This is a genomic window from Phenylobacterium sp., assembly GCF_025934275.1.
Lineage (GTDB): Bacteria > Pseudomonadota > Alphaproteobacteria > Caulobacterales > Caulobacteraceae > Phenylobacterium.
Genome location: NZ_JAICYI010000036.1, coordinates 13,475 through 35,431, shown reverse-complemented (window position 1 = coordinate 35,431; position 21,957 = coordinate 13,475). Strand labels below are relative to the sequence as shown.

Sequence of the window (21,957 nt, the reverse complement as noted above, 5' to 3'; positions counted from 1 at the left end):
GGACTGGGTGGCGGTGAGAGAGGGATTTAGTTCTCGTAAAATCAACAACTTACGCCAATGGCGGCGAGGCGGTTTGGCGCATATTTCTGTAGATATGCAGAAAACTGAATCCCTCTGTTTCCGTCACCCTTGTTGCGCGCGGCGGTTCAGGACATCGAGGGCGCCGTGCAAGTCCTTGCCGCTCAGGTGAGCGTAGTGCTTGGCGGTCGTGGAGATGTTCGAGTGGCCCGCCCATCTCGACACCTTGAGCACGTCGTTCTCTTTGGCGAGGGCGGTCAGGCAAGTGTGACGCATGGAGTGCAGCACCACGTCGGAAATGTCGTGCCCGTTGGGCATGGCCTGAACATCCTTTCTGATGTTCGACCACCGATACCAAGCCGCCGACTGCTTGAAGGGGAACAGCGGCCCACCGTCCGCCATGGCGGTCAGCTTCGGCAGCGACTCCAACACCGCGTCCGTCAGGGGAATAAGGCGAGGCTGCCGCGTCTTGGTCTGGTGCCGCTTCAGGGCGACGTAGGTGATCCCATCCGGGTGCATTTCGACGCTCTTTTCCGTGACGACGAGGGCTTCACCGAGACGGCAGCCCGTGTCCAGCAGGAACCGGATCAGGCGCCCATACCGCCACCACTCGCGGGTAGGCTCCGATTGCTGCCGCACCTCGATTGCCTTGAACACCGCCCGCTCCTCGGCAGGCGTGAGAACCCGGTCGCGGGCGTTGTTGCAGGTGATCGACGGCATCGGCGGCTTGCCACGAAGCAGCGGCTTGCCGTTCGCGTCGGTCCAGCGGCAAGCCATCGTGAGGGCCTTGCCCACCGTGTCCATCTTCCGTTTGACCGTGCCCGGTGCGTAGTCGAGGGCGAACAGGTCGTCCTTCAGCCGTTCGAGGCGGCTGTAGTCCATGGTGGCGACCGGCTCGTCACCGATGAGCTTCGTCAGCACCTTGAGGTTCGATTTCAGGGTGCGCTGCGAGGCCAGTTCGCGCGGGTGCCAGATCGTCTTTTCGCAGCGGACGAAAAGATCGTTCATGGTGACCATCGCCGAACTATGTCCACGAGACGACGTGACCGAACCGGGGGTGTTTCCGGTGCCCAGCACGAGATCGCGCGCCTTTTTGTGGGCCTCGGTCTTGTCTCGCGTCTTGGTGCTCAGGCGCCGACGTTGACCGTCGTCGTCGAAGTCCACGATCCAGATGCCAGACTTCTTCTGGCTGAGCGTATAGGCGTTCTTTCTCACTTACTAAGTTTCCATTGGTTGCCTTAGGGCAGCGACCGCGTGATTTGCGACCGCTAAACCCTCGCTCGTCAGACGCAGATGCTTTTTGCGCCGGTCGTCGTCGTCGGGGACTTGCTTCAGCCAGCCCAGCCCGTTCGGCTCTTGCTTCGAGGGGGCCAAGAACAGTTGGTAGGTTCTCTCGATGGATTGTCCGAGCTTCGGCAAGCCGTTCAGATCGTCGCCAGCCGCGTCGCGCAGGTCGCTGACGGTCATCTTGCGCCCGGCGAGGTCTGCCTGAGCCAAGAGCATGAAGGCGAGGGCCTGCCGATACGACGCGCGGGCGGGAAGGTAGTCCGCCAAGGCGGCGAACCCTCGGGCGAGGTGGTCGATGCTCTCGGCGAGTTCGGTTGTGCTGATCGTCTTCGTCACGGCGCAATCTCGGTCAGGTCATGGGGCGTGGGCAGCCGTTTGCGCCGCCGGTCGAGCACCGCCTCCGCTGCTCTCGTCAGGTCTCGGGCATCCGGCGCCGACATCAGCAGCGCGGTCGGGAAGCGAGCCTCGTTGGCAGCGGGCACGAACCGGGCCAGCACGGCTGCGCCTCGGCGCCGGAACCAGACGGTGCCGGGGCACTCGCGGGCGCGATAGGCGCACACGCTGAAGCCCACGTCGTCGTAGTGGGTGGGCGCAACGTCGTCTTCCGCCCAGCAGCGGCGCCACCAGTTGAGCAGCGGTCCAACTCGGGCAAAGCCGAGGACGTATCCGGCAGAAGGGGCGGGCGCGTCTTCGCCGAGAACGTCTTGCGCGATCCGGGTCTCGTCGTAGCCCCACATCCGCGCGAGGGCGGGTTCGGGATTGGGGACCACGCGCCAGATGAGTGCGTCACCCATGCGCCTGCCCTCCCACGCTCGCTCGAAACCAACGGCTCATTTCTCGTCCTCAAGTCGGGCGACCGCCGCCCATGCCCTTCTTCTAACTTCTTAGTTGACAGTAGTCAAGCGGATTCTGTAGAAGTGCAGATAGTGAAGGGCGGCGCGGCGACGTTCCCCCGTTCAGAGGGAGCGTAGTTCAGTGTTTTCAGGTGGTTGGGTCGCGGCGTGCCAAGGAGGTGTGCCAGAAGCACCCGAAATGGCCCATGCGCGGCCCCGGCGGCGCGCGAAAGGTCGCGTTCGCAGCCCGGCTAAATACCCTCAGTCCAGCCGAGGGAGGCATATGCGCTATTGGGAGATCGTGCAGGGCATGCGCCCTCGCCCCGAGGGGATGAAGCCGTCGAAGGCCGCTGCCGCGCCCTGTGCGTCCGCCGTGCCCCGCAGCGGGGCCGTTGGTGGTCCCCCGGTCATGGCTGTCCAGCCCCGACCGCGCCCGGTGCAGCCGGAGGCGAGATGAGGCCGCCTGCACGCGTTCGGCCCAGCTTGGAGCGGGGGCTGCCCTATTCGACCCATCCCGGCGCCACTCGCCTCCTTCACCGAATGCAGCGGTGCGGGACGGGCGACTGGAACGGCCACTTCACCTGTCGCACGCCGGGGTGCGACGAGTGCCGGGGCCGCTACATCGGAAAGCAGCGACGTGCGGCTCTTGCCCGCTTTGCTGATGCCTCGAACGACGATCTTGCGATGGTCACCATCGTTGTCGGAGCGACCGGGTGGATCGACGAGGTTGCCGATCTGGTGACCGCGTTTCGCAAAGACCTGAGGAACGTCGTGGATGGCCTTCGACGCTCGCATCGTCGCTGGCGCAGCGTCGAGTTCCTGATGTGGTTGGAGACCGACGCGTTCGCCTCCGAAGACTACGTTCTGCTCGGCTCCGACAAGCAGGCGCAACTCGGGCCGATGGCGCCCCTGATCCTGAACCCCCGTGCGCCGGTCTGGATCGTCACCTTCCACGGGATCGTCCGCCTGAACGGCCTCGAACCGCAGCAGATTCGTCAGGAGCTTGAGCGCAAGTGGGGCGGCGCCAAGCGGGTCGATGTCGCCCCGTTTGCGCCGGAAAAGACCGAGAGGGCAAACCTCGGGGACATCATCAACTACGCCCTGAAGCACCAGTGCCGCACCCATCTTGGAGCCGCCGAAGAGCGATGGCCGGATGAGTGGATCGCGGAGTATTTCGCCTTCCTGCACGAATGGTCCCGTGGGTTCCAGAAGCTCAAGGTGAGCGTGGGTCGCCAAAGAATGTGCGGCGTCGGCATTGAAGCTGATGGTGGGCTTGGTGTTGTTGTTCACGATCAACTTGTCGATAGTGAGCATGATGTTGACGAATTAGACGTTGATCCACTTCCTTTCTCATGCTCATTTAGTGTTTTTGATAACTACTATTACTGTGACAGGGAGAAGTATGTTTGGAATAAACTTGAGTGAACCGGATGTGTCCGCGTGGGCGAGGGTCGATGTCGCAGTTTCGCGCGACGACAACGATTACCAAGACCGGATGCTGGAAATGCGTGCCTACTGCGCCAGCCAAGCTCGGGCGCCGTGGAGCTACCGTGCGCCGATGTCCCGGCGTGAGGTGTTCTTCTTGTTTGAGGACGACAACGATGCCGTCTGGTTTAAGATGCGCTACGGCTGACTTCAGGACCCATTATGCGTCGCGTCCGAGAAACCACGGGGTCGCCACGATGAAACTCTCCGCGTCCGCAGGCGAAGCGAACGGCCCTACCATTGCGCCCGAGTGTCGATCCCTAAACGCGCCACCCTCAATCCGCTCTCGTTCAACGATATAGACTTGGCCATTGCTGAACTCGCGCACCTCGACTTCACGTTCAGCGTCTTCGTCATACAGCTTGAACGCGACTCGGTATTCAAGGCCGTAGAGCGGCGATCTCGTCTTCCGCTCAAACAGCCTTCTCCACCATGCCATTGGCCGCCCCCTTGACCCTAATCGACGAAGGCGCGGGACACGTCGAAGTAGACCGTCTTCTCGGCAACCATTTGAGCTTCGGAGGCGGTGACCGCCCGCTCCCGAACACGGTGCCGGTCGAACACTATATTGGCTTCGTAGGCTTCCGATGCATCGCCCCCGGTCAACGCCAGCCTGAAGCGGCCCGGTGCGATCAGGTGAAGTTCGGCGCCGTTGATGTCGGCCAGATCAGCGAAGGCTGATCTCGGCACAAACACGGGATGCCCGGCGACAGAAATCTCGACCGCATCGGTCAGGCTGCAAGGAATGCGACTGTAGGTGCAACTCGACATGCGCCGTTTGGGCGGCTCGTCGCTCGGCTTGCCGATGTCTACCTTGTGGGTGAAGAACTGAACCAAGACTGCCTTTCCGCCGAGGGTGGCGGTGATCCTCGTCTCCCCTTGCGCGGCGACGCGCGAGCCTCCGTCTTGTTTGGTGGCGGCAAGACCGGACCCGGAGGTGGCAAGTGCGATGCAAGTCGCCATTACCATCAACTTTCTGGCCATCGCATCCCCCGTCCGCCCCATCCAAATCGGACGATGCCTTTATCGGGGGGGCAACTCAAGCGATAGGGGTGGCTTCATCTCGCGTGAACTCCCCGGAGCGAAATGCCCGGTCCGAGTGTGCCAAACGTGCCAAGTGCGCCACGGTGGGCGGTGTGCCAATGGCACCCGGTGCCAGAATCCGCGTAATAGACTGATTTTATTGCGGAAAACTGGCGGTGAGAGAGGGATTCGAACCCTCGATACGGTTGCCCGTATACACGCGTTCCAGGCGTGCGCCTTCAACCACTCGGCCACCTCACCCACCGTCCGGCGCGGGGAACCCGCTCGGCGGAAGCGGCGGAATATAGGACGAAGCTTAGCCCGGCAAGCGCCGCCGGGCGGCCTGGGTCAGTCGCTGCGGATCGAACAGTGAGGCCGGCGCGCGCGCCTCGATGCGGGCCTCCAGACGCGCCGAATCCGCAAGCCAGGCGGTGAGCTCGGCGGCGACGCCGGGGCGATGGTCGCGCAGCGCCTGCTGCGCCTGCGCCAGCCGGGCGTCGGCTGCTCGGAGCTCGGCCCTGAGCGGCGCCAGGGCCGCGCCCGCATAGCGCTCGTCGATGAGCCCGAGCCGGGTGCGCGCCGAGGCGATCATCAGGATGGCGGCCGGCGCATCGCCGGCGGCGATCTCGCCCTGCGCGGCGGCCAGCGCCCTGCGCACGTCACTCATGAAGTAGGCCGGCGTGACGGGCACGCTGGCGGTCTTGGGGCAGGCGTCCGGCGAGAGGTGGCGCACGTATTCGGCGATCCCCTGCAGCACCGCCTTCGGCGGCTCGGGCCCGTCGAACTCCTCGGTGATCAGGCCATGGATGAAGGGCTCGAGCTTATGGGCGCCGCGCGCCTGGTCGACCTTCAGCTTCGCCCTGGGTCCGGAGAGGTCGGGGATCGGCTTCGGGTCCATGACATCGTCGCCGCGATGCGTCGAGAACAGCGAGTCGGTGACGTCGGCGGTGCCCGGCGCCCCGGAGACGCCCGGGAACAGGAAGTCCGGGTTGGTGCGGCCGCCCTTGTGGCAGGTCTCGCAGTTGACGCCGGCCCGCGCCGCCTGGCCGCCCAGCAGCACCGGCGTGCGGAAGGCGGCGCGGCCCACCTCGACTTTCAGCGCCTCGGCCGGGTCGCGCGAGCGTCGCAGACATTCCGCGGGCGCGCGATCGAAGGCGGCCACAGGATCCACCGACCTGGCCGCCCAGCGCATGGCGCGGATCGGGGCGTCGCCCGGCGAGGCGGCGAGCGCCAGCGCGCCCGCCGCCATCCAGATCGCAAGGCCTAGTGCTGCGGGTCGTGGCCTGCGTCGATCCAACGGCGCAGCTCCTCCGTCTCCGCACAGCCGTAGACGCAGACGCGCTCCAGCTTGGCCAGCATTTGCTTCGCGCCGGCGATGTCGCCCTTCTCGACCTTCAGCTCGCCGTAGTACTCGGTCGCGCCGACGTGGTCGGGATCGATGGAAAGCGCCTGGCGGTAGTAGCTCTCGGCCTTGGCGTAGTCGCCCTTCTTGCGCCAGGCGTAGCCTTCGTAGGTGATGATGTCCGGGTGCGGCCCGAACTCGAGCTTGGCCTTGGCCAGGGCGGCGAGCGCATCGTCATAGCGCTTCTCGTTGATCAGGCTGACCGCCTGGATATAGGCGGCGTCGCCAGCCTTGGGTCCGCCGAACAGCATCTTGCCTGAGAGCGCGGCGCTCGGCTTCGTCGGCGCCTCGCCGGGCGTCATGACGGCCTCGAGGTCCGCGCTCATCGACTTGAGCTTGGCGGCGTCAGGGCAGGCGTCGCCGCAGCTCTGCATCTTGGACTTCAGCCAGTCGAGTTCGCTCTGCGCCTTGGAATCCTTCAGCTTGGCGAGCGCCATCCCGAGGCCCGCGTGGCCCTGAACATCGTCGGGCGCGAGCCTCACCAGCCGCTCGTAGGCCCGCCTGGAGCCCTTCCAGTCGTTGTCGCCGGCCTTGGCCATGCCGAGCAGCCGCCACCCGTCGGGATTGCTCGGAACGGCGTCGGTCACGTGCTGGGCGGCGCGCACGGCGTCGCGGTACTGATTGGCCTTCAGCGCGGTGACCGCCTTGGCGTACTCGGCGGCCGGATCGTACTGCGGCGTCGAGGCGCTGGGACCGCCGTAGCCGGCGCCGCTCGGCATGGTTCCGCCGCCGCCGCCGCCGGAAGCCAGCGCCGCCGAGCCGGCCAGCGCGATCGCGCCCGCCAGCAAGCCTATCTTCCAGGTCTTAGCCATGGGGCATCTCCTCCCATACCGACGTTCGATGCCACTCTTGCACGAAAGTTCCCGTACGTCAGCAATGGCGCCCGCGGCGTGCAATCGACGGCCGGGCGTCCTATGTTTGCGGGCGACAAGGAGGCCCGTTCGATGCTGTTCGCCAAGACGCCGCTGGAGATCCCGACTCCCGAGACCGCCTTGCCGGGCCGGACGCATCCGATCCCCACCGCCGAGGTCCACTTCGTCAACGGCCATGCCCTGAAGGGGCCCTATCCGGAGGGTCTGGAGACCGCCTATTTCGCGATGGGTTGCTTCTGGGGCGTGGAGCGGAAGTTCTGGCAGCAGCCCGGCGTGTGGGTGACCGCCGCGGGTTACCAGAACGGCCTGACGCCCAACCCGACCTACGAGGAGGTCTGTTCCGGCCGCACCGGCCACGCCGAGTCGGTGCTGGTCGCCTACGATCCCAGGCAGGTGACCTACCCCGATCTCCTGAAGCTGTTCTGGGAGAACCACGATCCGACCCAGGGCATGCGCCAGGGCAACGATGTGGGCACCCAGTACCGCTCGGGGATCTACGTCGTGAACGACGCCCAGGCAGCCGAGGCGGAGGCCTCTCGCGAGACCTATCAGAGCGCCCTGAACGCCCAGGGCTTCGGCCGCGTCACCACCGAGATCGCGCCGGCGGGCCCGTTCTACTTCGCCGAAGCCTACCACCAGCAGTACCTGGCCAAGAATCCAGCGGGCTACTGCGGGATCGGCGGCACCGGCGTGACCTGCCCGATCGGCGTCGGCGTCAGCGCCTGACGCGGTCGCGAGCGGTCCCGTGACGCGCGAAGAGCTGCACGCGGCCGCGATGGCGCTGCCCGGCGCGACGATGAACGTGCAGTGGGGCGACGACCACATGTACAAGGTGGGCGGCCGGATCTTCGCCGGCGCGGACGGCGGCTACGCCAGCCTTTCCTTCAAAGCGACGGACATCGCCTTCGAGGCCCTGACCTCGAGCGGCCGGGCGCGGCCCGCGCCCTACATGGCCCGCGCCAAATGGGTGACGTTCGATGACCTCGCCGCCCTCGATTCGGACGAGGTCCGTGACTGGCTCAAGACCTCGCACCAGCTGGTCGCCGGCAAGCTGACGAAGGCGCAGCGCAAGGAGATCGGCCTGTCATGATGCGCGAGGAGATCGGCGCCGTCGCCCTCGGCCTGCCGGCGACCAGCAAGGTCGTGCAGTGGGGCGGCTCGGACGTCTACAAGGTAGGCGGCAAGGTGTTCGCCATGTGCGGCGACATCTACGTGGCCTTCAAGGTCACCGACATCGGCTTCGTGGTGCTGACTGAGGACGGTCCCGGCCGCCAGGCGCCCTATTGCGCCAAGGGCCAGTGGGTCGCGGTCGACCTCGACCGGCTGGCGCCGGATGACGCGCAGGGCTGGATCTCCACCGCCCACTCGCTGATCGCGGCGAAGCTGACCAAGAAGGTCCGCGCCGAACTCGGGCTTTAGGTGCGCGCGGCCGACCGCGACCGCTAGAAGCGTCCCATCAGCACCAGGACGATGACGATCACGAGGACCAGCCCCAGGCCGCCCGACGGATAGTAGCCCCAACTGCGGCTGTAGCCCCAATTCGGCAGGGCGCCGATCAGGAGCAGGATGAGGACGATGATCAGGATGGTGCCAAGGCCCACGCGGTCTCTCCTTCGTGTCACGCCCCGACTTGGCCGTGCGACAACACGCAGCCCACAGCGGAGGTTCCGGAGAGCTCGGCCGCGCTAGTCGGCCGCGTCGGCGGTGTGCAGCCGCCCGTCGGTGGATTTCACGGCCAGGGCGTACATCAGCCCGATCCAGGCGCCCTTGATCCGCGGCAGCACGGTCAGCGTGCTCGCCGCCAGCCCGCTCATCACCAGCGGCAGCGATCGGGCGGGACTTTGCCAGACCCAGGGGATGAACAGCAGCGGCACGATGATCAGGTGGCCGGTCAGCAGAATGGTGACATAGGCCGGCCCATCGTCGGCCGGATACCGGGACAGGTCCTCGTCGCAGCGCTCGCAGCGGCCGTTGACCTTCAGGTATTTCCAGAACAGCGGCCCGCGCCCGCACGCCGGACAGCGGCCCTTGGCGCCGCGCCAGACCGACAGAGCGAGAGGATGGGCGACTTCCTGCATACGCGACCGCATATGCGCGCTGGAGGGGGCCTGCGGAAGGGGCTGGGCGGTTGCGTCGCAGAAAAGCCCCGCTGCGCGTCGCCGCTACTTCTTCAGGTGTGGCCGGAGAGCTCGTGCTTCGAGCGGGACATGGGGCTTCGCGGGTCTGATGGCGGATTCGCGACCGAACCCCCGCCGGCCGTCCCCTGTTCCGGACCCTAGTGCTTGGCGTCCTGGGCCGAGCTGGAGACCGCCTGTCCGGCCGCCTGCATGTCGCGGCCCATGCCCTGGATGGTGTTGCAGCCGGCCACGAGCACCGTCATGGCGGCCGCGGCGAGGACGATCAGCTTGCGCATCGAAGAGGCCTCCCGGAAATCGATGGCGCCGGATTTCGGCTGCGCCGCGCCGACAGTCAAGCTTGCGGCGCGCTGAGCGCCTGCAGCCTGGCCGCCATCCGCTTGACGTGGCTCCCGGGCCAATAGAGGCGCCCGCAAACCGGGCAGGCGCGGAACGGCCCGCCGCGCGACCGCGACCCTTGTGGCATGCGCGCCACCTCCTCCGGGGTCGCGGTCCGCAGCGGCGCATTGTCGACGACGCAGCGGGTGAACGGGGCCAGCGTCCAGTCGATCGGCAGCAACCGCGACAGCGCGCGCGCCTGGGCCTCGGCGGTCGGTTCCGCCAGCAGCACCGCGCCGGGCCCGCCTGCGGAGGCGAGGCGGCGGTCGCGGGTGAGGAGCACGCGCGCCTCGGCCTTGGCGCGGGCCAGGATCGCCTCGTCGCGTTGCCCGCCCGTTGCGAGGTCGGCGTCGTAGCCGGCGGCCCGGAGCAGCCGCGCGAGGCTCGCCAGCATCTCGTCGCAAAGGAAGCGCATGCGCGGCAAACGCGCCGGCCCTAGGGTTCGCTTATGAGCGCGGCGATCCTCGGCGAGACGGTGCTGGCGGCGCACGTGGTGGTGATCGCCTTCAATTTTTTCGGGCTGGTGGCGATCCCGCTCGGCGCTGCGCTCGGCTGGGCCTGGGTGAGGATCTCCTGGTGGCGGCTGCTGCATCTGGCCTCGCTCGCCGTGGTCGCCCTGCAGGCGGTGCTCGGACGCGCCTGCTTCCTCACCATCTGGCAGGACGCGCTGACCGGCGCCGGCCGCTCGGAGCCGCCGCTGATCATGCGCTGGGTCAACAGCGTCATCTACTGGCCGCTGCCGATCTGGGCGTTCACGGTCGCCTACCTGCTGATCTTCGCCTACACGGCGGCGCTGTGGCGCTGGGTCCCGCCGCGCCGGCGCGGACCGGCGAATTAGCGAACGGCTAAGCGACTCCCGTCAGACTGGCGGAGATCGTCAATCGGATGGAGTCGCTCGTGCGCAGCATCGTCCTCACCATGGCCGTCCTGGCGCTGGGTCTCGCCGCCTGCGGCCACAACGTCGAGCAGCGCGCCGCCACCGGGGCCGCGGCCGGCCTGGTGGTCGCGGGCCCGCTGGGCGCAGCAGTCGGCGCCGGAGTCGGCGCGGTGGTCAGCAAGACCACCGACAAGAAGTAGCCTCGGCGGCGAGCCCGCGCTTCCCAGTCGTCCGCCCGCCGGTCATGCTGGCGCAAGCACGAAGGGGGCGGATTGCCAGGTCCGAAGATCCAAGGGGCGGCTGGCCTCGGCTTGCCGATCGCGGCGGTGCTGTGCGCCATGGCCTGCTTCCAGGTGGGCGCGGCGCTCTCCAAGGGGCTGTTCCCGGCGGTCGGGCCGCAGGGCGCGGCGGCGCTGCGCATCAGTCTCGCGGCCGCCATGCTGCTCGTGATCCAGCGGCCGTGGCGCACCTGGCCCCAGCGCGCGCCGGCAGCGGCGCTCGCGGTGCTCGGCCTCGCGAGCGCCGGCGCGATGATGATGTTCTACCTCGGCCTCTCGCGCCTGCCGCAAGGGGTGACCATCGGCCTGCAGTTCCTGGGCCCGCTCGCGATCGCCCTGGCCGGCTCGCGCAAGGCTACCGACCTCGTCTGGGCGGCGCTGGCGGCGGCCGGCGTCTGGGGACTGGTCGGGCCGAACTCGGGCGGCGGGCGGCTGGATCCGGTCGGCATCGGCTTTGCGCTCGGGGCGGCGGCGAGCTGGGCGGCCTACATCCTCTCGGGCCGCATCGTGGGCCGCGCGTTCGGGAACGCCTCGGCCGCCTGGGCGACCTCGATCGCCGCCCTGGTCGCCGCGCCCATCGGGATCGCGCACGCCGGCTGGGCGCTGGTCTCCCCCGCCGTGCTGCCGCTCGGACTGCTCGTCGCCCTCGTCGCGACCGCCCTGCCCTTCAGCCTCGAGCTCTACGCGATGCCGCGCATGCCGGGCCGGACCTTCTCCGTGTTCATGAGCCTGGAGCCGGGCTTCGGCGCGCTCTCCGGCCTGATCCTGCTGCACGAGCGGTTGGCCTGGCCCCAGCTCGCCGGGTTGCTGGCGGTGATCTCGGCCGCCGCCGGCGCTGCCTGGTCGGCCGGCCGGCGCGCCGGGGCCGCGTCCCTGGTCACCGAAGCGCCGCCGGACTAATCCGCGTCCATCTTCAGCGCGGCGATGAAGGCCTCCTGCGGGATCTCCACCTTGCCGAACTGGCGCATGCGTTTCTTGCCCTCCTTCTGCTTGTCGAGGAGCTTGCGCTTGCGGGTGATGTCGCCGCCGTAGCACTTGGCGGTGACGTCCTTGCGGAGCGCCCGGACCGTCTCGCGGGCGATGATCCTGCCGCCGATCGCCGCCTGGATCGGGATCTGGAACATGTGCGGCGGGATCAGCTCCTTCATCTTCTCGACCATGCTGCGGCCGCGGGTCTCGGCGCGATCGCGGTGCACCAGCATGGAGAGCGCATCGACCGGCTCGGAATTGACCAGGATCGACATCTTCACGAGGTCGCCCTCGCGGTAGCCCTCGATGGAGTAGTCGAACGAGGCGTAGCCCTTGGAGATCGATTTCAGCCGGTCGTAGAAGTCGAACACCACCTCGTTGAGCGGCAGGTCGTAGACCACCATGGCGCGTGAGCCGACGTAGCTCAGTTCGCGCTGCTCGCCGCGGCGGTCCTGGCAGAGCTTGATGATCGAGCCCAGGTAGTCGTCGGGCGAGAAGATGGTGGCCTTGATCCACGGCTCGGCGATGGATTCGATGCGTACCGGATCGGGCAGGTCGGCGGGATTGTGCAGCTCGAGCTCGGCGCCGTCGGTGAGCTTGATCCGATAGACCACCGAGGGGGCGGTCGCGATCAGGTCGAGGTCGAACTCGCGCGACAGCCGCTCCTCGATGATCTCCAGGTGAAGGAGGCCCAGGAAGCCGCAGCGGAAGCCGAAGCCGAGCGCCGCCGAGGTCTCCATCTCGTAGGTGAAGGAGGCGTCATTCAGCCTGAGCCGGCCGATCGCGGCGCGCAGGTCCTCGAACTCGGCGGCGTCGACCGGGAACAGGCCGCAGAACACCACCGGCTGCACCTCACGGAAGCCGGGCAGCGGCGCCGCGGCCGGGCGGCGCTCGTCGGTGATGGTGTCGCCCACGGCGGCGTCCGCCACCTCCTTGATCTGGGCGGTGATGAACCCGACCTCGCCGGGACCGAGCGCCTCGACGTCGGTGCGCTTGGGCCGGAAGACGCCGATGCGGTCGATCTGATGGCTGGCGCCGGTCTGCATCATGCGGATTCGCTGGCCGGCCCTGAGCGTGCCGTCGAACACCCGCACCAGCACGATCACCCCGAGGTAGGCGTCGTACCAGGCGTCCACGAGCAGCGCCTTGAGTGGCGCGTCCGGATCGCCCTTCGGCGGCGGCAGCCGCTTGACGACCGCCTCCAGCACCTCGTGGATCCCCTGCCCGGTCTTGGCCGAGCACTCCACGGCCTCCGAGGCGTCGAGGCCGATGACGTCCTCGATCTGCTGGCGCACCCGGTCGGGCTCGGCGGCCGGCAGATCGATCTTGTTCAGCACCGGCACGATCTCGTGGTCGTTGTCGATCGCCTGATAGACGTTGGCGAGGGTCTGCGCCTCGACGCCCTGGCTCGCATCCACCACCAGGATCGAACCTTCGCAGGCCGCAAGGCTGCGCGAGACCTCGTAGGCGAAGTCCACGTGGCCGGGCGTATCCATCAGGTTCAGGACATAGGTCTCGCCGTCATCGGCCTTGTAGTGCAGCCGCACCGTCTGGGCCTTGATGGTGATCCCCCGCTCGCGCTCGATGTCCATGGAATCGAGCACCTGCTCGGTCATCTCGCGCTGGGTCAGCGCGCCGGTCTCCTGGATCAGGCGGTCCGACAGCGTCGATTTGCCGTGATCGATATGGGCCACGATCGAGAAGTTGCGGATATGGCCGAGCGGGGTGGTCATGCGGCGCCCGTCTAGCACATTCGTCCGCCGTGGCGAGGCGCGCTGTCCGGTCGCGGCGCGGCGAGACCTTCGGGCGTGGTTAATCGGGCGTTAAGGCGGCCTTTGCCATGACTGGGCCGCAAACGGGGCGGGGAAGGTTTCAGCGAAGAGACTCTTAGGACACACGCGCCCATGGATCGCCGAACGCTCATCGTCACGGGCCTCGTGACGCTCGGGACCGCCGCCGTCGCTCACGGCCAGACGAGCAGCCGCTCGCTGCCGCCCGCGCGGCCCGCAGGCTCCGCCCCGCCGCCACCGCCGCCGCCGCCGGAGGACCCTCCGGCCGAGGCGCCGAGGTCTCCCAACCTGCAGCCGGCCTATCCGGCCGACAACGGCAGGGCCGAGACCTACAGCGAGGACGAGATCGTCAATTCGGTCTCCGACTTCATGGGCGTGACCGCGGAGAGCGCCGGCGCCGCGGTCGAGCGGATCTTCGCGAAGAACGGCCGTCCCACCGCCTACATCGCCGGCACGGAGGCGTCCGGCGCGCTGGGGATCGGGGCCCGTTACGGCAAGGGCCTGATGTACATGAAGAACCGTCAGCCGATCGAGGTCTACTGGCAGGGCCCGTCGATCGGCTTCGACACCGGCGGCAACGCCAGCCGGGTGTTCACCCTCTGCTACAACCTCGAAGACCCCAATCAGATCTTCCAGCGGTTCCCCGGCGTCGAGGGAACGGCCTATTTCATCGCCGGCATCGGGGTGAATTATCAGGAAGCGTCGGGGATCACGCTCGCCCCGATGCGCGCCGGCGTCGGGTTCCGCCTGGGCGCCAACGTCGGCTACCTGGCCTACACCCGCAGACGCAACATCCTGCCTTTCTAGCGCTCGTCCAAGGTGGCGCCGACGCGCTGGGTCGCGGTGTCGAAAAGGCCGCGGCCGGGCACGAAATTGACCTCGAGCCGGACCCCGTCCGGGTCCTCGAACAGCACCGAGTAGTAGCCCGGCGCCCACGGACCGTCCTCGGGCGTGTGGACGATCTTGGCCCCGATGGACCGCAGGAACGCATGGACCTCGTCCACGTCCTCCCGCGAACGGGCCCGCCAGCAGTGGTGGTGCAGGCCGACCCGGTACTGCTCGAACCTCGCGCCGGCGTGCTGCGGATCGGGCCGGCGTATGCCGAAGCCGGTGCGGCCGCCGACGCAGTAGTAGGTCTCCGCGCTGTCGGCCACCTCGCGCAGGCCGAGGAACGGCAGCAACCGGCGGTAGAAGGCGACCGAGGCCTCGAAGTCGCCGGCGGTGATGAAGGTGTGGGCGACGCCGTTCACTTCCATGGGACATGCCTCCGATCGCGTGATCGGAGCGCCCCTGCGCCGCGTCAAGTCAAGCTATGGCGCGCGCCAGCAGGCGAGGCTTCCGACCGTCGCATCGCCGATGCGTTGGCAGCTCCAACGCGGATCGAGCCGGGTGATGGCGGGCGGATGCGTCCGGGCGGCCGTGCGGCCGGCGCGGTTGTAGATCCAGATGAGCCCCGGCTGCGGACCGGTCGCGGCGGCCAGCGCCCGGACATTCACGTCGTCGCCCGGCCGCACGATCAGCGGCTGCACGCGAACCCGATACCCGGCCCGACGAAAGAACACGCTTCCCAGCCGTTCGAGCGTCGAGGCCGGCATCAGCCTGGTGACCTCGTGGTCCCAGGCGAACACCACGTCGCGAGCGCCGTGGCGCATCAGCACCTCGGAGGCGGCCTCGAAACCGTAGGGGCTGGGGTCACGCAGGTCGCGAAGGATCGCGTCGGGCCGAAGCGCCGTGGCGAGCCAGACGGCAGACAACGCCGCCAACAGCAGGCGCGGCCGCGCCGCCCGTTCGGCGCAGAGCGCCAGCCCCAGGAGCAGCCCGGGAACCGTCGGAATGAGGTAGCGCCCGGTCAGACTCGGGTGCAGCGCGCCGGAGACGAGCGTCAGCGCGAGCGCGGCCAGCGATGCGCCCGCCGCGATCCACGGCGGCGGCGGCAGGCGGTCGTCCCGGCCGCGCGCCAAGACGGCCGCAGCGATGACGGCGAGCGCGACGCCGAAGCCGACAAGCGGCGCCGATGGATCGAGCGTCGCGGCGGCCATGACCAGCGCCTGGCCGGGACCGACGATCCGGTGCCAGGCCACGTCGGCGCCGGCGAAGGCGAGAAGACGGGGTGCGTGCAAGGCTATCCAGCCGAACGCCGGGAGGAAGGCGAGGGCGGCGGGCCAGGCGCGCAGCGCTTCGCGCCGGCGCAGGGCCAGGAAACTCAAGCCCTGAACGGCGGTGATGATCAAGGCGTAGTAGTGGGTGAGGATCGCCAGCGCGCCCAGCACCGCCCACAGGAGGGCTGAGCCGAGGCGCGGCTTGCGGAGCAGCTCTGCGAAGGCGATCAGCTGGGCCGTGGAGAGCGCCAGCAGCAGCCCGTAGGCGCGGCCGGCCAGGAAGGCGTCCGCGCCCCACCAGGTGAAGATCATCACCGCCCAGGCGAGCCGCGCTTCCCGTCGTGGGCCCGAACGCCAGAGAAGCGGCAGGACGCCCGCGGCGGAAACTGCCGCCAGGGCCGGCAGCCGCAGAGCGAAGTCCGATGGTCCCGCAAGCGTGGTCCAGGCGCGCAGCAGGGCATAGCCCAGGGGCGCGTTCACGTCGTTGAGCGCCTCGTGAACGAGGCTTCGCCAGTCCGGCGTGGTGGCAACCATCAGCGACCAGGCTTCGTCGAACCACAGGGGCTGGGCGGCGGCGAGCCACAACCGGGCCGCAGCCAGCGCCAGGATCGCCAGGGCCGCGGCTGCGAACCCCAGGCCGCGCAACACCGCCGACCCGACGCGTGGGGGCGCAGCAGCCGGATTGATCGCCTCGACAGCCATGGCGGCATCTTCGCCGTCCCGCGTTAATCCAAGATTTGCCCCAGGCCCCGATGATCGGCCGGGTGTCCTCCGCCTTGGCCTTCCTAGCGAACGACGCGCGCGGCTTGCTGAGCGCGCTGGAGACGCTTGCGATCGCCGCTGTCGTCTTCGCCGCACTCGCCTTCGCCGTGAAGGGCCGCAGGTCGCTGGCCGACGCCAAGGCCGCTGCGGGCGAGACGCGCGTCAACGCCGTGATCTCGTTCGTGGATCAGCTCGTCGTTTCGCCGCTCGTCGCCATCGTCATCGCCTGGTTGACGACCGCGGCGCGGGATCGCGGAATGGTGCTGCCGACGGCGCCGCTCTGGTCGAGCCTGCCGCCAGTTCCGACGCTGCTCGCCGCCGTGTTCCTGGGCGATTTCGTGGGCTACTGGCGCCATCGCGCCCAGCACTTGAAGTGGCTGTGGCCGGCCCATGCCATCCACCACTCCGACACCCGGCTCACCTGGTTTTCGCTGGAGCGGATGCATCCGGTGGACCGGCTCGGCTCGGCGCTGGACACGGTCGTCCTGGCGGCGCTTGGCGCGCCGTTCTGGGCGCAGGCCGGCAACGTCTTCGTGCGCCACTACTACGGCTACCTGATCCATGCCGACCTGCCGTGGACGTTCGGCAAGGCGGGCTGGATCCTCAATGCGCCGGCCATGCACCGCTGGCACCACGCGCGTGACGTGCAGGGGTCCGGCTCCAACTTCGCCACCGTCTTCTCGGTGTTCGACCGGGCGTTCGGCACCTTCTACCTGCCCGGTCCCTGCGAGGCGCCGCTCGGCGTGCGCGAGGACATGGGGCGGGGCGCGCTCGGCCAGTACCTGCATCCGTTCAGGGTCTGGCTGGCGGCGCTCAGCCCCGCGAGACGCAAGGCGATCCTGCCCGCCGAATGAGGCGGTTGACTCATTCATAAGCCCGGACTTATGGATACCAGCGTGAGCTTCCTGCCCGCCTCCGACGTGTTCCGCGTGCTCGCCGATCCGACCCGGCGCAGCCTGTTCGAACGCCTGGCTGTGGAGGGCGAGCTGACGGTCGCGGCGCTGACCGGGGGTGCGGGCGTCTCGCAGCCGGCGGTGTCCCAGCACATGGCGACCCTGCGCGGCGTCGGCCTGGTCGCCGAACGGCGCGCGGGGCGCAACACGCTCTACCGCGTCGACCCGCAGGGCCTGCGGCCGCTCGTGGACTGGCTGGGCCACTACGCCGTCTTCTGGCGCGATCGCTTCGACGCGCTGGAGGGCCTGCTGAAGGAGATGGACGAATGAGCGAATCCTCGATCGAGACGCGTTCCGTGGTCATCGAGCGGGAGCTCGCGCATCCGCCGGAAAAGATCTGGCGCGCACTCACGCAGCCGCACCTGATCGAGCAATGGCTGATGCAGAACGACTTCGCCCTGGTCGTGGAGCGTCGATTCACGCTGCGCGGCGATTGGGGCTCGGTCGACTGCCAGGTGCTGTCGGTCGAGCCGAACCGGAGGCTGTCCTACACCTGGGACGCCATGGGACTCGAAAGCGTCGTCACCTGGACGCTCACGCCGACCGGTGCGGGCACGCACCTGCGCATGGAGCAGTCCGGCTTCCGGCCGGACCAGCAGCAGGCCTACCAAGGCGCCACGTTCGGCTGGCAGCGGTTCTTCGCTGCGCTCGACGAGACGCTGGCGCGCATCGATTGAGGGTCCCCGATGAGCGCTATGAGCGAGACCATCGAGAGCAAGAGCATCGTGGTCGAGCGGCTACGGACGGGCTGGACACGGTGGTGATCTGGACGCTCAGGCCTGCGGGCCGGCGGGGGGACGGGCGCGTTCATGGGGCTGCGAGCTAGGCGCACCCCGGGTCCTGCCAATCCGGTCAAGTCCTAAGCTTCGCGCCTGTCGCCTTCTCCGCGGCCGCCACGATTCGCGCCGACAGCGCCTCGATCTCAGCGTCGGTCAGCGTCTTCTCGCGCGGCTGGATGACGACCTCCACCGCGACCGACTTCTTGCCCTGCGGCACGCTCCGGCCCTGGTAGACGTCGAACACCCGCGCGTCCTCGATCAGCTGCTTGTCGACACCCAGGATCGGGCGCACGAGGTCGCCTGCCGCGGTCGCCAGGTCGACGACAAAGGCGAAGTCGCGGCTGAGCGGCATGTAGGGCGACAGCTGCAGGGCCGCCCGGGTCTTCACCGCCTTCCGCTTGGGTTCGGGGACCGCCTCGAGCGCGATCTCGAAGCCGAGCATCGGGCCCTCCGCATCCAGCTCCCGCAGGATGCGCGGATGGACCTCGCCAAACTCGGCCACCAGGGTCTTGGGCCCAAGCTGCAGCTTGGCTGAGCGCCCAGGATGGAACCAGGGCGAGGCCTGGCCCTGAACGGTCTGCAGCGCCGGCGCGCCGAGCTCTTCCAGGAGGGCCATGAGGTCTCCCTTCAGCTCGAACAACGGATCGTTCGCGGTCTTGTCCCATCGCTTCGGCGGATGCGGACTCACGAGGGCGCTCACCGCCGTCCACTGGTCGGCGGGCGAATCGCCGCGGTAGCAGGGCCCAATCTCGAACAGGGCGACGTCGGCGAAGCCCTTGCGGGCATTGCGGGCGGCCGCATCGATGAGGTTCGGCAGGATCGAGGGCCGCATGCAGTCGAGGTCGGAGGCGATCGGATTTGCGACGCGCAGCGCCTGCTGGCCGCCGCCGAACAGCCTCGCCCAGTCGCAGCGCATGAAGCTCCAGGTCAGCGCCTCGTCGTAGCCGCGCGCGGCCAGCGCGCGCCGGGCGTTGCGCATGCGAGCCTGCCGCTGGGTCAGCACGCCGCCCGGCGGCCGCTCGATCTCCGGCAGAGGATCGGCCGGCAAGGCGCCGTAACCCTCGATGCGCGCCACTTCCTCCACGAGATCGGCCTTGCCGTCGACGTCGCGGCGCCAGGATGGCGGCGTCACCTGCTCGCCATCGAGCCTGAAGCCGAGATCGGCGAGAATCGCATCGATGCGCGTGCGGCCGATCTCGAGGCCGGAGAGCTTCTTCACATAGCTGCGGTCGAACTCGATGGGTCGGGGCGAGACAGGCGGACTGCCGGCAACCCGGATCTCGGAGGCCCCGCCCCCGCAGAACTCCAGGATGAGCTTCGTCGCCAGCTCCAGGCCGGGGACTACGAACTCCGGGTCCACGCCGCGCGCGAAGCGGTACTGGGCGTCGGAGACGATGCCCAGCGTGCGGCCAGCCTGGGCGGTGCGGATCGGATCGAACCAGGCGGACTCCACGAAGACGTCCGTCGTCGCCTCGGTCACCTTGGTGCTCTCGCCGCCCATGACGCCGCCCAGGCCGATCGCGCCCGAGCCGTCGGCGATGACGCAGACCTCGGGCCCCGCGGGGTAGGTGCTGCCGTCGAGCGCCTCGACCGCCTCGCCTTCGCGGCCGAGCCGGGCCTCGATGAAGCCGCCCGCTAGGCGCTTGGCGTCGTAGACGTGCAACGGCCGGCAGCGGTCGAGGGAGAGGAAGTTGGTCACGTCCACCAGGGCGTTGATGGGCCTGAGCCCCACCGAAATCAGCCGCCGCTGCAACCAGTCCGGCGAGGGGCCGTTCTTCACCCCCCGGATCAGCCGGCCCGCGAACATCGGGCAGGCTTCGCCGTACACCTTGATCTCCACCGGCTCGGCGAACTGGCCCGGCACGGGCTGGACCGAGAGATCCTTCAGGGTCCCCAGACCGGCGGCGGCCAGGTCCCGCGCCAGGCCCGCGACGCCCAGCCAGTCGGGCCGGTTGGGCGTCACCTCGAAGTCAATGACGGCCTCCAGCCCGAAGGCCTCGGCGGCGCTCGCCCCGATCGGCAGCGCCTCGGAAAGCTCGACGATGCCCTCGCTCTCCTCGGCGATCTCCAGCTCCTTCGCCGAGCAGAGCATGCCGTTCGAGACCACCCCGCGCACCGGCCGCGCTTCCAGCGTGACGGCGCTTCCCGGCACAAAGGCGCCGATCGGGGCATAGATGGTGGTTAGCCCGGCGCGGGCGTTCGGCGCGCCGCAGACGATCTCCTTGCGCCCGTCGACCGTGTCGACCTCGCAGACCCGCAGGCGGTCGGCGTTCGGATGCTGGCGCGCCTCGATCACCTTGGCGACGGTGAACCTGGCGAGCTTGGCGGCGAGATCCTCGACGTGCTCGACCTCGAGGCCCGCCATGGTCATCGCCTCGACCACCTGATCCACCGTCGCGGTCGTCTCGAGATGATCCTTCAGCCAGGAGAGGGTGAACTTCATCGCGCGGCTCCTTCGCCGATGACCTCGATCACCCGGAACCGTTCGCACCAGAGCAGCATGTCCGGGGCGAAGCCGCCGTTACGGCTGAAATAGGCGCGGTGGTCGGCCCGCCAGTCGTCCAGCGTCTCGAAGCCTTCGCCCTCGGCGAGCGCGAATTCGAGTCCGACCTCGTCGAAGCGCTTCTGCTCCAGCGAGATTGTCTCGATAACCGCGCGCGGACGGCCCGCGCCGTCCTTGGCGACCATGCGTTTGCCGACCTCCGTCTGCTGGCCGTCGCGAACGGACCAGCAGGTGGCGGTCTTCAGGCCCTTGAGCACATAGCCCACGAGCTCGTCGGCCATCTCGGGGCCGTCGCCGAACGCGAAACTCTCGAGCCTCTCCCAGCCTGCGGCGACGTCCATCAGGAGAGCCCCGTCGCCGGGTTTGGCGTCGCGAAAGCCGAGAAGCCGTAATGCTCGAGCCAGCGCACGTCGCTGGCGAACATGTCGCGCAGGTCGGGCATGCCGTACTTCAGCGCGCCCAGCCGGTCGATCCCGAGGCCGAAGGCGAAGCCCTGCCACGTCTCGGGGTCCAGACCGCAGTTCCTGAGCACGTTCGGATGCACCATCCCGCCGCCCAGGATCTCCAGCCAGTCGGAGCCCTCGCCGATCTTGATGGCGCCCCCCGAGCGGTCGCACTTCACGTCCATCTCGCAGGATGGCTCGGTGAACGGGAAGTGGTGCGGGCGGAAGCGGGTCACCACCCGCTCGGTCTCGAAGAACCGCCGGGTGAAGGTCTCCAGAGTCCACTTGAGGTGGCCCATGTGGATGGCGCGGTCGATCACCAGGCCTTCCATCTGGTGGAACATCGGCGTGTGCGTGGCGTCGGAGTCGGAGCGGTAGACGCGCCCCGGAACGATGACCCGGATGGGCGGCGCCTGGCCGTTGGCGACCCAGGCCGGGACGCCCTCGTTCGTGCGCTGCATCACCCGCACCTGGACGGGGCTGGTGTGGGTCCGCAAAAGCTTGCGCTCGCCTCGCTCGTCGGGCGCCAGCCAGAAGGTGTCGTGCATGTCCCGCGCCGGGTGCTTGGGCGGGAAGTTGAGGGCGGTGAAATTGTGAAAGTCGTCCTCGATGTCCGGCCCCTCGGCTAGCGAGAATCCCATCTCGCCGAAGATGGCGATCATCTCGTCGAGCACCTGCATCGTGGGATGCACCCGCCCGCGGCGCTCAGGCGGCGCGGGCAGCGTCAGGTCGACGTGCTCGCTCGCCAGCCTGACGTCCAGCTCGGCGGCGTCCAGGGCGGCCTTCTTCTCGGCGACGGCGGCGGCGATGCGGTCGCGCAGGCCGTTGATCTGCGGGCCCCGCTCGCGGCGCTCATCCGGGGTCATGCGGCCGAGGCTCTTGAGCAGCTCGGAGATCGAGCCGGACTTGCCGAGGGCTGCGACACGCAACGCCTCCAGCGCCGCGAGGTCTTCGGCGGCCGCGATCCGGCCGCTCAGTTCGGCCTCGAGTTTGGTCAGATCAGTCATCGTGTCGTGCTCTAGCCTTGCGTCTTCACGGGGTGAAGGGGCCAGCAAAAAGCCCCCCGGCGGT

Annotated in this window: 28 protein-coding genes and 1 tRNA gene; 12 read left to right on the top strand and 17 right to left on the bottom strand. The window is 68.6% G+C overall.

What is annotated here, in order from left to right; all coding sequences use genetic code 11:
* Positions 1-123 precede the first annotated feature (123 nt).
* From Q0W60_RS10770 to Q0W60_RS10760, 3 genes are read right to left on the bottom strand one after another with little or no spacing between them, the layout of a single operon-like run.
* Positions 124-1,233, bottom strand: coding sequence for a site-specific integrase (locus Q0W60_RS10770; protein WP_297695401.1), 1,110 nt, complete (start codon positions 1,231-1,233; stop codon positions 124-126).
* A 3-nt stretch (positions 1,234-1,236) separates the two neighbouring features.
* Positions 1,237-1,641: a hypothetical protein gene (locus Q0W60_RS10765; protein ID WP_297695399.1), complete on the bottom strand. Its 405-nt coding sequence runs from the start codon at positions 1,639-1,641 to the stop codon at positions 1,237-1,239.
* Positions 1,638-2,099, bottom strand: coding sequence for a hypothetical protein (locus tag Q0W60_RS10760; protein ID WP_297695398.1), 462 nt, complete (start codon positions 2,097-2,099; stop codon positions 1,638-1,640). The genes Q0W60_RS10765 and Q0W60_RS10760 overlap by 4 nt, the downstream gene beginning before the upstream one ends.
* A 723-nt stretch (positions 2,100-2,822) precedes the next feature.
* Between Q0W60_RS10760 and Q0W60_RS10755 the strand changes: the two genes are divergently transcribed.
* Both Q0W60_RS10755 and Q0W60_RS10750 read left to right on the top strand, forming a co-directional pair.
* On the top strand, positions 2,823-3,563 hold the full coding sequence (locus Q0W60_RS10755) for a hypothetical protein (RefSeq protein ID WP_297695396.1): 741 nt from the start codon (positions 2,823-2,825) through the stop codon (positions 3,561-3,563).
* Positions 3,556-3,771: a hypothetical protein gene (locus tag Q0W60_RS10750; RefSeq protein ID WP_297695394.1), complete on the top strand. Its 216-nt coding sequence runs from the start codon at positions 3,556-3,558 to the stop codon at positions 3,769-3,771. The genes Q0W60_RS10755 and Q0W60_RS10750 overlap by 8 nt, the downstream gene beginning before the upstream one ends.
* A 308-nt stretch (positions 3,772-4,079) precedes the next feature.
* Here the strand turns inward: Q0W60_RS10750 and Q0W60_RS10745 are convergent, their stop codons facing one another.
* From Q0W60_RS10745 to Q0W60_RS10730, 4 genes are all read right to left on the bottom strand, one after another.
* On the bottom strand, positions 4,080-4,607 hold the full coding sequence (locus Q0W60_RS10745; RefSeq protein WP_297695392.1) for a hypothetical protein: 528 nt from the start codon (positions 4,605-4,607) through the stop codon (positions 4,080-4,082).
* Between the two features lie 210 nt (positions 4,608-4,817).
* A tRNA-Ser gene (locus Q0W60_RS10740) sits at positions 4,818-4,907 on the bottom strand.
* Positions 4,908-4,962: 55 nt separating this feature from the next.
* Positions 4,963-5,895 carry a hypothetical protein gene (locus Q0W60_RS10735; protein ID WP_297695391.1) on the bottom strand — a complete coding sequence of 311 codons (933 nt, stop codon included), beginning with the start codon at positions 5,893-5,895 and terminating at the stop codon, positions 4,963-4,965.
* 14 nt (positions 5,896-5,909) lie between these two features.
* Complete coding sequence (locus tag Q0W60_RS10730) at positions 5,910-6,860, bottom strand: tetratricopeptide repeat protein (protein ID WP_297695390.1); 951 nt, start codon at positions 6,858-6,860, stop codon at positions 5,910-5,912.
* Between the two features lie 132 nt (positions 6,861-6,992).
* Here Q0W60_RS10730 and msrA point away from each other — a divergent pair, with 132 nt between their 5' ends.
* Genes msrA through Q0W60_RS10715 form a run of 3 tightly spaced genes read left to right on the top strand, consistent with a single transcriptional unit; the run spans position 6,993 to position 8,339 of the window.
* A complete protein-coding gene (msrA, locus tag Q0W60_RS10725; protein WP_297695389.1) occupies positions 6,993-7,646 on the top strand; it encodes a peptide-methionine (S)-S-oxide reductase MsrA in 654 nt (217 codons plus the stop codon).
* Positions 7,647-7,665: 19 nt separating this feature from the next.
* A complete protein-coding gene (locus tag Q0W60_RS10720; protein WP_297695387.1) occupies positions 7,666-8,010 on the top strand; it encodes an MmcQ/YjbR family DNA-binding protein in 345 nt (114 codons plus the stop codon).
* Positions 8,010-8,339 carry an MmcQ/YjbR family DNA-binding protein gene (locus Q0W60_RS10715; RefSeq protein WP_297695385.1) on the top strand — a complete coding sequence of 110 codons (330 nt, stop codon included), beginning with the start codon at positions 8,010-8,012 and terminating at the stop codon, positions 8,337-8,339. The genes Q0W60_RS10720 and Q0W60_RS10715 overlap by 1 nt, the downstream gene beginning before the upstream one ends.
* A gap of 23 nt (positions 8,340-8,362) precedes the next feature.
* Here Q0W60_RS10715 and Q0W60_RS10710 read toward each other — a convergent pair whose 3' ends face one another.
* From Q0W60_RS10710 to Q0W60_RS10695, 4 genes are all read right to left on the bottom strand, one after another.
* Complete coding sequence (locus Q0W60_RS10710) at positions 8,363-8,521, bottom strand: DUF3309 family protein (protein WP_297695383.1); 159 nt, start codon at positions 8,519-8,521, stop codon at positions 8,363-8,365.
* An 84-nt stretch (positions 8,522-8,605) separates the two neighbouring features.
* Entirely contained in the window at positions 8,606-8,998 is a 393-nt protein-coding gene (locus tag Q0W60_RS10705) for a DUF983 domain-containing protein (protein ID WP_297695381.1), read from the bottom strand.
* 197 nt (positions 8,999-9,195) lie between these two features.
* Complete coding sequence (locus Q0W60_RS10700; RefSeq protein WP_297695379.1) at positions 9,196-9,333, bottom strand: entericidin A/B family lipoprotein; 138 nt, start codon at positions 9,331-9,333, stop codon at positions 9,196-9,198.
* A gap of 56 nt (positions 9,334-9,389) precedes the next feature.
* Complete coding sequence (locus Q0W60_RS10695; RefSeq protein ID WP_297695377.1) at positions 9,390-9,848, bottom strand: DUF5615 family PIN-like protein; 459 nt, start codon at positions 9,846-9,848, stop codon at positions 9,390-9,392.
* Positions 9,849-9,881: 33 nt separating this feature from the next.
* Here Q0W60_RS10695 and Q0W60_RS10690 point away from each other — a divergent pair, with 33 nt between their 5' ends.
* The 3 genes from Q0W60_RS10690 (at position 9,882) to Q0W60_RS10680 (ending at position 11,488) form a co-directional block, all read left to right on the top strand.
* A complete protein-coding gene (locus tag Q0W60_RS10690) occupies positions 9,882-10,271 on the top strand; it encodes a DUF2784 domain-containing protein (protein WP_297695375.1) in 390 nt (129 codons plus the stop codon).
* Positions 10,272-10,318: 47 nt separating this feature from the next.
* Positions 10,319-10,510 carry a hypothetical protein gene (locus tag Q0W60_RS10685; RefSeq protein ID WP_297695373.1) on the top strand — a complete coding sequence of 64 codons (192 nt, stop codon included), beginning with the start codon at positions 10,319-10,321 and terminating at the stop codon, positions 10,508-10,510.
* A 111-nt stretch (positions 10,511-10,621) separates the two neighbouring features.
* Positions 10,622-11,488 (top strand): EamA family transporter, encoded by an 867-nt coding sequence (locus tag Q0W60_RS10680; RefSeq protein ID WP_297695371.1) that lies wholly within the window; start codon positions 10,622-10,624, stop codon positions 11,486-11,488.
* On the opposite strand, the gene lepA is transcribed toward Q0W60_RS10680, so the two are convergent.
* Positions 11,485-13,290 carry a translation elongation factor 4 gene (lepA, locus tag Q0W60_RS10675; RefSeq protein ID WP_297695369.1) on the bottom strand — a complete coding sequence of 602 codons (1,806 nt, stop codon included), beginning with the start codon at positions 13,288-13,290 and terminating at the stop codon, positions 11,485-11,487. The genes Q0W60_RS10680 and lepA overlap by 4 nt on opposite strands.
* A 171-nt stretch (positions 13,291-13,461) precedes the next feature.
* Here lepA and Q0W60_RS10670 point away from each other — a divergent pair, with 171 nt between their 5' ends.
* Positions 13,462-14,154, top strand: a complete 693-nt coding sequence (locus Q0W60_RS10670) for a DUF1134 domain-containing protein (protein WP_297695367.1) — start codon at positions 13,462-13,464, stop codon at positions 14,152-14,154.
* Here Q0W60_RS10670 and Q0W60_RS10665 read toward each other — a convergent pair.
* Positions 14,151-14,603: a VOC family protein gene (locus Q0W60_RS10665; protein WP_297695365.1), complete on the bottom strand. Its 453-nt coding sequence runs from the start codon at positions 14,601-14,603 to the stop codon at positions 14,151-14,153. The genes Q0W60_RS10670 and Q0W60_RS10665 overlap by 4 nt on opposite strands.
* 54 nt (positions 14,604-14,657) lie before the next feature.
* Positions 14,658-16,148, bottom strand: coding sequence for a hypothetical protein (locus tag Q0W60_RS10660; RefSeq protein ID WP_297695363.1), 1,491 nt, complete (start codon positions 16,146-16,148; stop codon positions 14,658-14,660).
* A 104-nt stretch (positions 16,149-16,252) separates the two neighbouring features.
* Between Q0W60_RS10660 and Q0W60_RS10655 the strand changes: the two genes are divergently transcribed.
* The 3 genes from Q0W60_RS10655 to Q0W60_RS10645 are packed head-to-tail and all read left to right on the top strand — an operon-like array spanning position 16,253 to position 17,838.
* The gene (locus tag Q0W60_RS10655; protein ID WP_297695361.1) at positions 16,253-17,062 is read left to right on the top strand and encodes a sterol desaturase family protein; all 810 of its coding nucleotides are present in this window, start codon (positions 16,253-16,255) and stop codon (positions 17,060-17,062) included.
* 51 nt (positions 17,063-17,113) lie between these two features.
* Positions 17,114-17,431, top strand: coding sequence for a metalloregulator ArsR/SmtB family transcription factor (locus Q0W60_RS10650; protein WP_366075514.1), 318 nt, complete (start codon positions 17,114-17,116; stop codon positions 17,429-17,431).
* Entirely contained in the window at positions 17,428-17,838 is a 411-nt protein-coding gene (locus tag Q0W60_RS10645) for an SRPBCC domain-containing protein (protein ID WP_297695357.1), read from the top strand. Before Q0W60_RS10650 ends, Q0W60_RS10645 begins: the two co-directional genes overlap by 4 nt.
* A 175-nt stretch (positions 17,839-18,013) precedes the next feature.
* Here the strand turns inward: Q0W60_RS10645 and pheT are convergent, their stop codons facing one another.
* From pheT to pheS, 3 genes are read right to left on the bottom strand one after another with little or no spacing between them, the layout of a single operon-like run.
* Positions 18,014-20,383, bottom strand: coding sequence for a phenylalanine--tRNA ligase subunit beta (gene pheT / locus Q0W60_RS10640; RefSeq protein ID WP_297695355.1), 2,370 nt, complete (start codon positions 20,381-20,383; stop codon positions 18,014-18,016).
* Positions 20,380-20,784, bottom strand: coding sequence for an ASCH domain-containing protein (locus Q0W60_RS10635; protein WP_297695352.1), 405 nt, complete (start codon positions 20,782-20,784; stop codon positions 20,380-20,382). Before Q0W60_RS10635 ends, pheT begins: the two co-directional genes overlap by 4 nt.
* Entirely contained in the window at positions 20,784-21,893 is a 1,110-nt protein-coding gene (gene pheS / locus Q0W60_RS10630; RefSeq protein ID WP_297695350.1) for a phenylalanine--tRNA ligase subunit alpha, read from the bottom strand. The genes Q0W60_RS10635 and pheS overlap by 1 nt, the downstream gene beginning before the upstream one ends.
* Positions 21,894-21,957: the final 64 nt, after the last annotated feature.